Annotated in this window: 10 protein-coding genes and 2 tRNA genes; 7 read left to right on the plus strand and 5 right to left on the minus strand. The window is 35.1% G+C overall.

Annotated features, from left to right (window positions below; translation table 11 throughout):
• Positions 1-49: 49 nt before the first annotated feature.
• The 3 genes from MPR_RS02235 to mce form a co-directional block, all read right to left on the minus strand.
• Positions 50-123: transfer RNA gene (locus MPR_RS02235), tRNA-Ile, on the minus strand.
• A 38-nt stretch (positions 124-161) separates the two neighbouring features.
• Positions 162-238, minus strand: a tRNA-Ile gene (locus MPR_RS02240).
• A 69-nt stretch (positions 239-307) separates the two neighbouring features.
• Positions 308-709: a methylmalonyl-CoA epimerase gene (gene mce, locus MPR_RS02245; RefSeq protein ID WP_006257444.1), complete on the minus strand. Its 402-nt coding sequence runs from the start codon at positions 707-709 to the stop codon at positions 308-310.
• Between the two features lie 70 nt (positions 710-779).
• On the opposite strand from mce, the gene rbfA reads away from it, so the two are divergent.
• The 6 genes from rbfA to MPR_RS02275 all read left to right on the plus strand — a co-directional run bounded on the left by rbfA (position 780) and on the right by MPR_RS02275 (position 9234).
• The gene (gene rbfA, locus MPR_RS02250; RefSeq protein ID WP_006257441.1) at positions 780-1172 is read left to right on the plus strand and encodes a 30S ribosome-binding factor RbfA; all 393 of its coding nucleotides are present in this window, start codon (positions 780-782) and stop codon (positions 1170-1172) included.
• A gap of 1 nt (position 1173) precedes the next feature.
• The gene (locus MPR_RS02255) at positions 1174-2379 is read left to right on the plus strand and encodes an ABC transporter permease (RefSeq protein WP_041888776.1); all 1206 of its coding nucleotides are present in this window, start codon (positions 1174-1176) and stop codon (positions 2377-2379) included.
• Between the two features lie 408 nt (positions 2380-2787).
• Complete coding sequence (locus tag MPR_RS02260) at positions 2788-5313, plus strand: tetratricopeptide repeat protein (protein ID WP_235280509.1); 2526 nt, start codon at positions 2788-2790, stop codon at positions 5311-5313.
• Complete coding sequence (locus tag MPR_RS02265; RefSeq protein ID WP_041888780.1) at positions 5313-7091, plus strand: HSP90 family protein; 1779 nt, start codon at positions 5313-5315, stop codon at positions 7089-7091. Before MPR_RS02260 ends, MPR_RS02265 begins: the two co-directional genes overlap by 1 nt.
• A gap of 2 nt (positions 7092-7093) precedes the next feature.
• On the plus strand, positions 7094-8170 hold the full coding sequence (locus tag MPR_RS02270) for a hypothetical protein (RefSeq protein WP_041888782.1): 1077 nt from the start codon (positions 7094-7096) through the stop codon (positions 8168-8170).
• Between the two features lie 2 nt (positions 8171-8172).
• A complete protein-coding gene (locus MPR_RS02275) occupies positions 8173-9234 on the plus strand; it encodes a hypothetical protein (protein WP_041888784.1) in 1062 nt (353 codons plus the stop codon).
• Between the two features lie 101 nt (positions 9235-9335).
• On the opposite strand, the gene MPR_RS02280 is transcribed toward MPR_RS02275, so the two are convergent.
• Positions 9336-10526: a hypothetical protein gene (locus tag MPR_RS02280; protein WP_041895117.1), complete on the minus strand. Its 1191-nt coding sequence runs from the start codon at positions 10524-10526 to the stop codon at positions 9336-9338.
• A gap of 401 nt (positions 10527-10927) precedes the next feature.
• On the opposite strand from MPR_RS02280, the gene MPR_RS02285 reads away from it, so the two are divergent.
• Positions 10928-11926 carry a 2-hydroxyacid dehydrogenase gene (locus MPR_RS02285; RefSeq protein ID WP_041888786.1) on the plus strand — a complete coding sequence of 333 codons (999 nt, stop codon included), beginning with the start codon at positions 10928-10930 and terminating at the stop codon, positions 11924-11926.
• Between the two features lie 99 nt (positions 11927-12025).
• On the opposite strand, the gene MPR_RS02290 is transcribed toward MPR_RS02285, so the two are convergent.
• Positions 12026-14395: a TonB-dependent receptor domain-containing protein gene (locus MPR_RS02290; RefSeq protein ID WP_041888788.1), complete on the minus strand. Its 2370-nt coding sequence runs from the start codon at positions 14393-14395 to the stop codon at positions 12026-12028.
• Positions 14396-14425 lie beyond the last annotated feature (30 nt).

Genomic DNA, 14425 nt, shown 5'->3' on the forward strand with positions numbered 1-14425 from the left:
TCTTAAAAAACAAACCCCTCACTACCAAGGTAATGAGGGGGTTCTTTTGTGGTCCCACCTGGGCTCGAACCAGGGACTTGCTGATTATGAGTCAGCTACTCTAACCAGCTGAGTTATAGGACCAGTAGGTCTTAAAGACCTATGTATTGTATGTGTAATCTTGGTGGTCCCACCTGGGCTCGAACCAGGGACTTGCTGATTATGAGTCAGCTACTCTAACCAGCTGAGTTATAGGACCAGTTAAAACGTGTTTAACGGGTGCAATATTATGGTTTTTTATTGGTTCATGCAAGAGTTTTAAAAGAAATTATTTAATTTCTTGACATAATTCTATAAGCACCCCATTGGTTGTTTTTGGGTGTAAAAAGGCAACTAATTTATTATCAGCTCCTTTTTTAGGAATTTCGTTTAATAATGTGAATCCTTCTGCTGCTAATCTTTTCATCTCAGCTTCTATATCTTCTACATCAAAAGCGATATGATGGATGCCTTCTCCTTTTTTTTCTAAGAATTTGGCGATAGGGCTATCAGGGTTAGTTGCTTCTAATAGTTCTATTTTATTAGGGCCATTCATAAAGAAAGATGTTTTTACTCCTTCGCTTTCTACAGCTTCTTCCTTATAAGCTGGAGCACCGAATAGTTTTTCGAATAAGGCATTAGAGGCTTCTAAGTCTTTTACAGCTATTCCGATGTGTTCTATTTTTCGCATTTCTTAGTGTTTTGGGTTATATAAACAAAGATAAAAAAGTTTGCTATTCAAAAAATTGTATTTTTGCATCATGGAAACTAATAGACAAAAGAAGATGGGAGCCTTATTGCAAAAAGATATCGTGGATATCTTGCAAGGTGAGGTGCGTAAGAACGGGATAACTAACTTAGTTATTTCGGTTTCTAAAGTGAATATAACAAGTGATTTATCAGTAGCGAGAGTGTACTTAAGTATCTTCCCTATCGATAAAGGTGAAGAGCTACTAAAAGGGATAAAATCTAATGCTCCGCTAATTAAACACGAATTAGCACAGCGAGTAAAACACCAAATGAGAAAGGTGCCAGACTTACTGTTCTACGTGGATGATAGCTTAGAGTATATCGATCAAATCGACAAAGCGCTTACGGGTGATGAAAACCCTATCGCTAATCCTGACTTATTAGAAAAGAGAAAGAAAAAATAGATTGAAGTTTTCCCTATACATAGCGAAACGTTATGCCTTTAGTAAAAGTAAGAGCAAGGCAATTAATGTTATTACGACAATATCTTCTGTAGGTATTGTGGTGAGTGCTATGGCTATGTTTATCGTGTTATCGGTATTCAGTGGGTTAAAAGCGTATAGTCTTTCTTTCGTTGATGATTTAGATCCAGATTTAAAAGTTTTTACCCCAAAGGGTAAAAGCTTTGTAGTCGAGGACAGACAGATTCTGGATTTAGAAGAGTCAGGTTATTTTAAGGGTGTAGCTAAGGTAGTAGAGGATCGCTTGTTGTTTTCGTTTAAGGATAAGCAGGCAGTCTCTATGATTAAAGGGATTGACTCGGACTTCGTTAATGTGACTGACTTTGACGAAAAGGTAGAGTACGGAAGTTGGCTAGAACCTGATACGGATGATGCAGTAGTGGGAGTGGGGATGTCTCACCTATTATCTATGGGGCTGTTCGATACAGAGAATGCCTTTGAAGCGCTGGCGTTAAAACCTGGCAAAGGAACTATCGAAAATCCTGAAGATGCTTTTATAAAGAGACATTTAAACCCTACAGGTGTGTATGTACTAGGTAACGATGATCTAGATAATAAGTATGTGTTCGTCGATATAGATAATGCACGTGCACTACTGAATATACCTACTACTGAGGTGACTAATCTAGAGCTAGCTATCGCTGAGGGAGTATCTGAAGGTAAAGCTATTCAGAAGATTAAGGAGGTACTCGGTGAAGAGTATATCGTAAAAAATAAAACACAGCTAAACGATGGGTTGTACCGTATGTTGAATATGGAGAATCTAGTTGTTTATCTGATATTCGTATTGGTGGTGATTATGGCTCTGTTTACACTAGTAGGGTCTATGATTATGATCATTCTTGAAAAACAGCCTAATATTAAAACGCTGAACCAAATAGGTGTGCCTGTGAGCGACTTGCGCAAGATATTTTTATTCCAAGGATTAATTATCTGTGTGTTAGGGAGTGTGATAGGTTTGGTATTAGGAGCTATTGTGGTGTCATTGCAAGTTGCTTTTGGGTTTATTTCTATCCGAGAAGGACTTGCTTATCCAGTTGCTTTTAACTGGGTAAATATCTTCGTTGTATTAGTATCTATTATTGTGTTAGGCTTGTTAGCCTCTCTTGTCTCTTCGTCAAGAGTAAATAATAGTTATTTAAAATTATAATTTATTTGCCTTCCTCTTTAGAAGGAAATTGTTAGTTCGAAAGCTTATCGAACGTTTTTTGAATATTCTTTTATTTGATTTATTTACTTATTTGTTGATTTAATTAGTGTTGTAACTTTTTGATAGCCCGTAGGTAAGCTGTTTTAAAGTTGCGGTATGTGTACTTTACAACTAACTTCTTCTACTTATTGTGAGTATTTTTATGAAAGAGTCTTTATTTCTTTTTTTTCTGTTATTTTTAAGTAAAAAGCATGTTTTTTTGAAATATTGGTAGTATTTTAATTAACTGTTTGAGGGTGGTATGTGTGTGATTTAGGAATTTACTATTCCATGTATTAATTGCCATTTTCCTACATTTGCTATAAAATGAAAAAGAACTAAAAAAATCAGCTTGTTTACAAGGTAGTTATGAAACAGTTTATTATGGAATATTTAAATTACGTTAGAGAATTTGCAAATGACAGTGTGTCTATTACAGCACATGCTGAAGAGTTTTTAAATAAGAATGATTACAGCAATCCACATGAGTGGTATAAAGCGCATGCGATCTGTATGCTGGCTGAACAAATAGGGAAGAATAATGAGGTGCTGGAGAAGCTGTATGATCAGCTGAATGAGGACTCTAACTGTATTCATAGTAGTATGAGCCTTAGTGATGAGGATTATGCAGACTGGTTTACAGATGTGAAGGCATTGAATGACATATTTATAGATAGAGGATATAAACATGCTTATGCGTATCAATATGAATTATTCATTAACTCTAGATACGGATTTAGAGATGAAGAAAGAGCTGTAGGCTATCTAAAGAAAGGTGTGGAATTAGGAGATGACTTGTGTAAATGTTATGTAGGATATGCTATGTATTATGGTACACAAGGGTATGAGAAAGATGAAGAGGGAGCAGTAACAATTCTAAAAACTGCTGTAGATGGAGAGAGAGCAAATATCGCTAATCTGTTTTTGTTAAACATTGAGTTTAGAGGTTGTGCTTCAGGAGAAGAAGGTAAAGCTGTGGTAGAGAAGTTCTCTGAACTAATCAATGTGAAGAAAAGAGGGCTTTATATCTTAGCTGATTACTATCTAAGAGAAGATGATAACGTTAGTGCTGAAGCTGCTTTAAAAGATGGTATTGCGAATAATAGTGCTTACTGTAAGTACTTGTTAGGAATGATGGCTTGTAATGGTCGTTTTGAAGAATTAGGCTATACAGAAGAGCAAGGTAGAGAGTTACTAGCAGATGCTTATGACTATGGTATCACACATGCAGGATATGTACTAGGGTATTCTTACTTCTACCCTAGAACTGAAGGACTAGAAGCTAAGCAAGAGGCAGGTATTGAAATGTTCAAGAAATCTATTGCTTACTATTCTAGTGAGGCTACACTAGAGCTAGCTATTATCTACTTGTATAATGAAGACTTTAAAGATATCGCTAAAGGAATGGAGTTCTTAGATAGAGGAGTTGAGTATAAATACGATAGAGCAATGTCTGAAAAAGGTTTTGTTTTATTAGACTTCGAAGAGGTAGAGCGCGATGTAGAAGGAGGAAAAGCAATGTTAGAGCAAGCTATGGCAGCAGGTAATGATTATGCTCCTTATCGATTAGGACTAGCGTATCAGAATGCTGATTTTGAAGAAGAGGCAGATTATGAAAAGGCGTTATATCTATTCGAGTTAGCAGCTGAGCGAAATAACTTATCAGGATTAGAATTAGCGGGTCGTTATCACCGTTTTGGGTATGCTGGAGAACCTAATCTAGAGAAAGCAGTTAGCTACTACCAAAGAGGGATAGAATACTTTAATTCTAATTACTGTAAGGTAGAGTTAGCAATGCTATTAGAGAGAGGAGAAGGTATAGAACAGGATGTCGCTGATGCAGCTCGCTTATATGAGGATGCGCTGAATGAAGGGTATACTTATGCGGCTATTCGTCTAGGGTTTATCTATGAAGAAGGTAGCGTAGGAGAACCTGATTATGCTAAAGCAAGAGCTCACTTCGAGTTAGCTGCAGAACAAGATATGGCTGAGGGTGTATATCATTTAGCTCGCTGTTATAGATATGGTACTGGAGGTGAAGAGAACCAAGAGAAATCATTTGAGTTATTTTCTAAAGCATTAGAGTTAGGTTTTGTAGACGCTAATGTTGATATCGCTTTGTTCTATGAAGAAGGTATTAACGGTGGAGAGCCTGATTATGAAAAGGCTTTTGAATATATGATAGTTGGTGCAGAGGCAGGGTTTAACTATGCACAGTATAAAGTAGGAGTTTATTACTCTTATGGATATCTAGCAGAAACAAATGTAGAACTAGGTAAAGAGTGGTTTGAAAAATCAGTAGAGAGTGGTTCTCCTCTAGGGATGTTGTCATTAGGAGATTATTATCTATATGGATATGGTGAAGAGAAGGAGTATGATAAAGCTTTTGAATACTATATCGCAGCAGAAGAGAGAAACTATATCTCTGAAGGACTTGGTATTTGTTACCAATTCGGATTAGGAGTAGAGGTAGATGAAGTTAAGGCATTCCACTATTATAAATTGGCTGCTGATAGACAGTATGATTCTGCTATATTCCGTCTAGGATTATGTTATTTCTATGGCAATGGTACTGAGAGAGATCTAGTAGAAGCATTCCATTACTTAAAGCAAGTGGCTGATAGAGGTAATATGGATGCTGCTAGTTATGTAGGGTTAATGTTAGTGAAAGGTGATGGTGCAGAGAAAGATCCTGAATATGGTGTGAGTTATTTGATTCAGGCTGCTGAAGCAGGTTTTGATATGGCACAGTACGAGTTGGCTAACTGTTATTTAAAAGGAGAGGGTGTTCCTCAGAGTGATGATTCTGCTATGGAATGGTATCAACAGGCTGCAGAGAATGGCAATGAAGATGCACAGAAGATAGTAGGAGGTCCTCGTAAAAGAAGAAGATAATGGAAAATCAGAAACAATTTCAGTTTCAAGTGAATATGAAGGGAATGATAGAACTGTTGTCAGAGCATATATATAGCTCTCCAACAGTATTCGTCAGAGAACTTCTACAGAATGGTATGGATGCGGTGACAGTCCGAAAAGGCATCGATGAAAGCTTTAAAGGAAAGATCAATATCACCTTTGAAGGAGATCGTTTAATCTTTCAAGATAATGGAGTAGGACTTACACAAGATGATGTGCATCAGTTCTTATCTGTTATCGGACAAAGCTCTAAGCGTGGAGAACTAGCTGATAAAGACTTAATCGGTAAGTTTGGTATTGGGTTGTTGTCATGTTTAGTTGTGAGTGAGGCTATTGTCGTAGAATCTCGTTCGCTATATAAAGACGAGTCTGTAAGATGGACAGGTAAAGCTGACGGTACGTATGAAGTAGAAATGATCCCTCTATTAGATGAAGTAGGTACTAAGGTAATCTTAGATGCTAAGAAAGCTTGGCGTAGTCTGTTTAAGCGTGATGAGGTGAAACAGAATGTGCTGTTTTATGGTAGTGCATTACCTATAGAAGTGAACCTAATCGAAAAAGGTGAGGTAGAACAATGCTTAGATGGTAATCCTGTTTGGTTAGATAATGAAAGTTCAAAAGAACAGTTATTAGATTATGGTAAGGAAGTGTTTAAGACGAAGTTCTTAGACGTGTTTAGACTATATTCTGAAGCTGGTGAGATACAAGGAGTAGCTTATATTATCCCGAATAAGGTGAATACTACAGCTACTAAAGAACATAAAATATTTCTGAAAAAGATGTATCTATGTGATCAGGCTACTAATCTGTTGCCTGAGTGGACTTCTTTTGTGCGTTGTATTTTTAATTCGAATGCGTTACAACCTACGGCTTCTAGAGAGTCATTAATGAATAATGCGGTCTTACAAGAGTCTAAAAAGGAGTTGAGTGAGTGTTTTAAAGATTACTTAAAGACACTTTCTATTACTAATCCTGAGATTTTAGAGAAGATTATTAGTATTCACCATATGTTTATTAAGGCATTGGCGGCATCTGATAACGAGATTATGACCATGTTCGAAGACTACCTCCCTTTTGAGACAAATCAGGGAATGATGGCTTTCGGAGAGATTAAAGAAACCTATAAGAATATATACTATACTCCATCTCTAGATGATTATAGACAAATACGTCGTATTGCAGGCTCTCAGAATAAGTTAGTGATTAATGCAGCGTATAGCTATGAAACGGATCTAATAGAAAAGCTTAAACGCTCTCATGCAGAGTTAAAGCTAGAACGTATCGCACCTAATGATATTCTAGAGGAATTCGAAGATGCAATAGAAGATAGTCAACGTATAGAGAACTTTATAGATAAAGCAAATAAAATATTAAAGAGACATTTCTGTAGAGCAGAGGTAAAGAGATTTGAGCCAAAAGATACGACAGCGATTTACATTGCTAATGAGGATGCCCTGACTTCTAAAAATATTCAGAGTTTGTCTCAGACGTCTAATCCTTTTGCGAGTACTTTACAGCATTTTAAAAAGAAAGAGGAAGTAATGCCGACACTGTGTTTTAATCAACAAAGTGAGTTGGTAGAGAAAGTAATGCTTATCGATGATGATGAGTTGTTCGAGGCTTTAATTAATGTGCTTTATGTACAAGCTCTTATGCTAGGAGGGTACACTATTAATAAAAGAGAAATGGATACCTTCAACGATGCTCTATATCAGTTTATGATCTTAGGAATGTCTAATTTCTTACCTAAATTTTAAGTATGTATCGGTTAGAAATACAGAAATTGTTATTAGCTATTGATGAGAATATAGACGATCAGGAACTGTGTTTAAGTTTCATTCGTCAAGGTATTCAGATTGCAGATAAGCACAATGATTTGGACTGGGGAGTAGATTTGCGTTATAGCTTAATACACGAAGAACGTGCTACTTCTGGATGTACAGAAAGTGTGTTGGCTTTTGCTTGGATTCTAGATGTCTGTGATCGATACCCTGAGCGTTTTCACGAGTCAGAGTTCTTGTTAGAATATGAATGGATGCTGTGCTCTGCATATAGTAATGCATCACTGTCTACAGAACAGATTCTAGCAGTAGCGGATGATCTGTATGCAAGATTAGAGCGCAACCATATTAGCAAAAGAGGATATTACTTCACTATGGCGGAGTATGTTCAGAATATAGGTGACTATGCAAAAGGTGAAGAGTATATTAAACTAGCGATGCAAGAGCCTTATGATGATGAGAATATAGAGATAATGGAGTATGATTATCGCATAGAGAATTTGGTTTTAATGAGCAGATTCGATGAGGCTATTGTGCTAATGGAGCAGGTGGAGTTAAAGAAGTTAAGTGATTTTGCTTTGCCTTTTGAGACTTATTGTGCTATGGCTTATTGTATGGCAAAAGAAGAAGATGTCAGAGCATCTATTTATTTAGAGAAAGCAAAGGCTTCTTTTGAAACATTAAGGGAAGTAAATAGCTCTATGTTATATAGTATGACACGTCTGATGTACGCTATGTTTTTATTGAATGATCAGATGATGTGGTCTACCTTTGAGCGTATTGCTGATTGGGAGATAGATGCAGAAGACGACTTGCAGTTTATGTTGAGTAGACATGCTGCTTTGATTTGTGCTCAAGGAGGAGTGAAAGAGTTAGACCTTTCTCCGAGGTTGTCATATTATGAGCCTAGTGGGAAGTATGATTTGATACAGTTATACGGGTATTATGATGGTATAGCGACTAGATTAGGGCTACAGTTTGACTCGCGTAATGGCTCAGATTTTTGTTCTAAGGAATATAGAGAATTAAAATTGACGAATGGAATAAAAGGATAATTATGAATTATAATCTAGAAATACAGAAGATCTTATTAAAGGTAGAAGAGTTACCTAGTTTTAGTGATAAAGTAAAGGCATTAAAAGAGGCTATTGCTCTTGCAGATAAACACAATGATTTAGATTGGGGATTTGATTTAAGATTAACCTTGATTCAAAAAGAGAGAAATACCTCTAAGTGTGAGGAGAGTTTTCCTGCTTTTGCATGGATACTTAATGCGAGTGATTCTAATGAGGATTACTTCGACGAGTCAGAGTTCTTATGGGAGTATAAGTGGATGTTCTGTTCTGCTTACCGCAATGCTTCTATTTCTTTAGAACAGATTAAAGAAATAGGAGATGACCTAAGAAGACGTCTTAAAAAGAATGGATATAGTGATAGAGCATATTATAATGTAATGACTGGATATGCATTGCATCTAAGAGATTATAAGTTAGCAAAAGAGTATATTCGCTTGGCTGATGAAGAGATCTTAGACGATATGGCTAACTGTCCTGCTTGTGAGTTAGATACTAAAGTAGAGACTTTATTAGATCTAGGTCATATAGATGAGTCATTAGTAAAGGCACAAGATCTGATCAATAAGAAGTTGACGTGTTATTCAATGCCTTTCCAAACCTTTTGTAGTTTTGCTAATAAGTTATATGATGCAGGTGATGATAGAGCTTCTATCTACTTCGATAAAGCATTAGAAGAATATCACGCGCATGATCAATACGATAGTTCTGTAGGATACTCTATGGGAGAGTTAGTGTCTTATATGGCAAAAACAAAGCATCCTGAGATGTGGAGCTTCTTCTCTCGTATCTGTGAGTGGCAGTTAGGTGCTGAAGATATACATATCTATAACTTTGCTAAAGCAATGGCTCCGTTGATGCAAGGAGAAGGTGAAGTAACATTAAGCTTATCTCCACTATTGCCTTATTATCAAGAGTCAGGAGTGTATAAGTTATCTGATTTATATACTTACTTTAAGGATACGGCTTATGATTATGCTAATAGATTCGATCAACGTAATCACAATACTAATTTTAAACAAGAAGTAGATAAGGCATTAAACTAAACGTGCTTATTGACTTTAGATATTTACAGCAAGACTTCAGAATATGAGGTCTTGCTTTTTTTATATTAAAAAAGCCACTCTTTTTTTGAGTGGCTGTATCGTTAGAATAGGCTAATCTGTCCGTCTTGTTCAGCTTTGACTATTTTCTTTTCTTTTTTCTTCTCTTTCTTTTCTTTTTGTTCACTAGGTTCAACCTCGATCATTTCTACATCAAATATCTCTATTTGCATAACATCTTGGCTATATGGGATGTCTTCTTTTTCAGTAAGTAGTGTATTCATTCCTTGTTCTGGCTGTGATGAGATGATAGGTTCGTGATTGATAAGATCTTGTTCATCTACATTTATACCAGTTTTAGCAATATTAAATAACTCATTGTACTTAGGGTCACTGAAGGTTACTTGTTCTGCTGTATTCTTTTTCTCTGAAGGTGGTACAGGGTCTTCTGTAGTAATTCTCTCCCAATCTAACTTCGGTTGACTTTCTGGTATACTCGTCATGAATAAGTCTTCCTCTATGCTGTAGATCGTTTCTTGAGTAGGGAATGTTTCAGTAGTTATATTAGGTTCCTCAGTAGGAACTATTGTTTCTTCTGTCACATCTATTTCTTTCTCTTGATAAGAGCTATGGTCTAAAGGAAGTTCGTTATCTAGGATTACTTCTTCCTCTACAGAAGGAGTGAATAACTCTTCTAACGTATTAGGCATAGTAGATACTACCTCATGAGATACTTCTTCATTCGGAGTATCTATTTCTTCTTCATGATCACTAAAAGCATCTGTCATATCAAATAGGATAGGTATCTCTACTTGATTAGGATCTACTGTATGTGTGTCTTCTGTACCTTCTAGTACTAAGATTCTCTCTGGCTTAGGCTCTGTAATCTCTATAGAATTATCTTCTACTAAGTCTTCGTCTATGATAGTGATATCTTCTTCTTTAGCGAAGATGTCTAGTTTATTATGCAGTTCAGAGATAAGTCTTTTTATCTTTTTGATATGTAGGTTATCACTGAATAATTCTTTTTCGTGAACAGCTTCTAGAAGCTTATACATAGAGTACGCTTCATGGTATTTCAATACTAATGAATGCTTTTTATTATGATCAAGAATAGAAACTTGCTTCTGTATTGTCTTTGCTTTATCTTCTAACTTATTGATTAAATCTTCTTTGATGCTTATTAGTAATGCGTCTGTGACATTCTCTACAATATAGTCATCTGTATGCTTAACCATTTTGATGACTGTAAGCAATACGTCATTATTTAATTTAAGTTGAATTTTTGCAATCATTTTATTCGTGAAAAAGGCTTGTTTATTTACGTTCAAGAAAGTTCACAAAATAATGAAAAATTATTGTAAGTGCTACGTATTTAGGGGAAAATATTATTAATTAGAGCGGGTTAAGACGATTTATAGACTATAATAAATAGTCTTTTTTGTAATGAGTTGATTTGTTTAGTTTTATGTTTTTGTAGTGTCCTTTTTTTCTTAGTTTACCTCATAAGATTTTGAAGATAAATGAAGATATATAAAATTGTTATTCAAAGGATTGCTTCTAACCCTACGTTTATTGGGTAAAAGAAGTCGCGTTATGTGGTATAATGGTTTTTTATCAGTAACTTTAATAAGTGAAACAAGGCAAACACCTTGCCTCATATAGACAGAAATAATAATATTAAAAATAGTAAGATATGAAGATTGCTTTTTTTTCTACGCAACCTTATGATGTAATATTCTTTGATAAGGAGAATAAACAATTTGGCTTTGAATTAGAATACTTTGAAACAGGTTTGGATGAACAAACGGTGAATGTGATTACAGAAGGCACTGATGTAGTATGTGTATTCGTAAATGATAAAGTAGACTCTGAGGTGATTAGTAATCTAGCTAAGAAAGATGTTAAGTATATTGCTCTTCGTTGTGCAGGGTTTAATAACGTAGACTTGGATGCTGCTCATAAACATAATATACGAGTTTGTCGTGTACCTGCATATTCTCCAGAAGCAGTAGCAGAGCATACATTAGCTATGCTATTTACTATTAATAGAAAGATTCACAAGGCATATAATCGCGTTAGAGAACAGAACTTCTCTTTAAATGGATTGTTAGGAACTAATATCTATAAAAAGACAGTCGGAATTATAGGAACAGGTAATATAGGTGCGGTTTTTTGTCGTATGATGAAAGCTTTAGGTACTGAAGTTTTAGCTTATGATATTTATAAAAATGAACAATTAGAGGCTGAAGGGATTCGTTATGTAGAGTTAGAAGAGCTATTTACGAAGTCTGATATTATTTCACTACACTGTCCGCTTACACCAGATACGATGCATCTGATTAATGAAGATACGATTAGTAAAATGAAAGATGGAGTAATGTTGATTAATACGAGTAGAGGTAAACTGATCGATACACACGCTATTATACAAGGGCTTAGAGCAAAGAAAATAGGTGCTTTGGGAATAGATGTATACGAGCAAGAAGAGAAGGTATTCTTTAGAGACTTATCAGGAACAATATTAGAGGATGAACGTTTACAATTATTAACTTCATTCCCAAATGTATTAGTAACTGCTCACCAGGCTTTCTTTACAGATGAAGCGCTGACTCAGATAGCTTTTATTACATTAGATAACCTAAAACAACTTAAAACGAATAATGAGATAGTAGGTAGAAATGCTGAACTATAACTGATTTATTTTTGAGATTTTATGTAAGACAAGGGGCTGTCTCATTATAGAATGAGACAGCCCCTCTAAGTAATAATTGTTCTAACTAACTCAATTCACTTAATTACTTCTGTTTTTATCTTCGAAATTTGCTTCTTTTATTGCTTTTTTGTTCTTAGAGTTGCCGAATGTATAGGACGCACTTATACTGAATCTACGAGAGTTCCAAGAGTTCTTGAAAGACTGTACATTGTCTTTGTAATAAGAAGTACCATTGCTCTTACCAGTATTGAAGATGTCCTGCATTGTCATATTAATATTCAGTTTTTTGTCTAGTAAAGCTAGTTTAGCTCCAAATGAGAGTGAGCTATATGAGCTGTATCTTGTATTGTCTTCTTTATGTGGTATTTGGTGATACCAGTTAAGTAATAGTTTTAAGGTCTTTGCATTATTCACAGAGAATGTGTTCTGTGAATAGTAATCAAATAAGTTCCCTTTTAGCCCTACTTGTGTTGCTGCTTCATTTCTGTAATACGGAGATGAAATTATGTATTCTAATCCTGAATTTGTCTCCCACCAAGCTGTTATCGCATTGTTATAAGAGATATCCACACCATAGTTATCACTGTTAAGCATATTGTATGTTGAGCTCATAAATACACCGTCTACGTACTTATTCATATAATCAAACTGATCAGTCATATGATAGTAATTAAGATTAACAGATAATGCACCATTATATACGTAACTTAATTCATAGTTGTTTGTATAAGAAGGATTAAGTTCTGGATTACCTTGATGATATGTATAGCTGTTAGAATAATACTTAAACGGATTTAAGACATTAGAGTATGGTCTATTAATACGCTTAGAGTAGTTAAAACTAAATGAGTGTGTCTCATTAGGCGTGAATGATACATATGCTGTAGGGAACCACTTACCATAAGACTTCGTGAACTTCTCGTCATTATCTAGTTGATGACCTTTTGCCTCTGTTTGCTCATAGCGCATTCCACCTTTTACACTCCACTTCTCCGTTAGCTTTTTAGTGAAACTTAGGTATGCAGCATAGTTATCTTCAGTGTAGTTAAATCGATTACTCTTTAGAGGATCTAATGTAGCATTGCCATTCTTGATATTAAAATAAGTTACTTGAGCTTTATTGTCATAAGTAGTATACTTTGCTCCAAACTCTATTTCTGCCCAAGGCAAGTGATAAGTTAAATCCGCATTAAGACTATATACACTATACTTAAGCGTATTAGTATAGGTATTATATCTTCTAAGTACAGAGCTATTATCGAATTCTTTGATATCAAATGATTGGTCTGGTGAATTAGAGAAATAATTAGCACCTATCGCTATTTTACTCCCTAATGTATCTAGTTTCTGATCAAAGAATAGATTAGCTGTATGATAGTTATTTTTAGTATAAGATCGGTTTACTGAATTAATAATAGAGTCAGTTGCTGTAAAAGGATAGCTTTTATAAGTAGAAGTTGTAAATGCTCTAGGATCCCCAGAGAATTTAGTATAATTGTAAGAACCTCCTATGACAGCATTGTCTGTTAGTTGATAGTTCGTAGTGATACTCGCTCCTCTATTTTTATAAGAAGATTCGTTTAAAGAGTTGTTGCCTAAATACCTTTTATCATCTTGATAAGTATTATCATTGGTATTAGAATTTTTGCTATTATTGATATTCCCTTTAAGCATTACGCTCCACTTCTTATTTTGATAATTTAAGCTACCATTACTACCTCCAGAGTTATAGTTGTTATATGAATAGTTAGAGCTTACTGTTCCATATACTCCCATGCGTTTATTCTTTTTTAAGATGATATTGATAATACCCGCATTACCACTTGCTTCATATTTAGCAGAAGGAGTTGTTATGACTTCTATTTTTTCAATATCATCTGAGCGCAGTGTACGCAGATAGTTTGTTAGTGCATCCCCTTGTAGTTCTAGCATTCTATCATCTACCATGATACGTACATTGTTTTTACCACTGATGCTGATTTTGTCGTTTTGTACTTTGACCATTGGAGTAGTAGCAAGTGCTTCTAGTGCATCCATTCCTTGAGAAGCGATACTATTTGCTGTATTGTACACCAGTCTATCTACTTTTCGTTCTACTAATCTTTTTTCAGCATGCAGAACAATTTCATCTAGTTGTTGCTCATTTTTTACGGAGATATTTTTTAGATCGACATCACTCTGAACTGCTAGTTGTTGTTCACTTACTAATTGACCTAAGTGGAATATCTTAAGTACATAATCTCCCTTGGCAATATCCTCCATACTGAATAGACCTGTTTCGTCAGAGAAACTCTGTTTTACAAAAGTATCATTAGGTCGAAATAGTTGTATCTCTGCATAATCCACAGGTTTGTCAGATTGGTCTACCACAGTCCCCTTGATAGAAGACTGTGCTAGTATGAATTGACTACATAGAATAGTTAAAAGTAATGTGAATAAGTTTTTCATCGTTAGTTAGTTGTAGTAGGTTGTATTATA

This window comes from Myroides profundi (genome assembly GCF_000833025.1).
Lineage (GTDB): Bacteria > Bacteroidota > Bacteroidia > Flavobacteriales > Flavobacteriaceae > Flavobacterium > Flavobacterium profundi_A.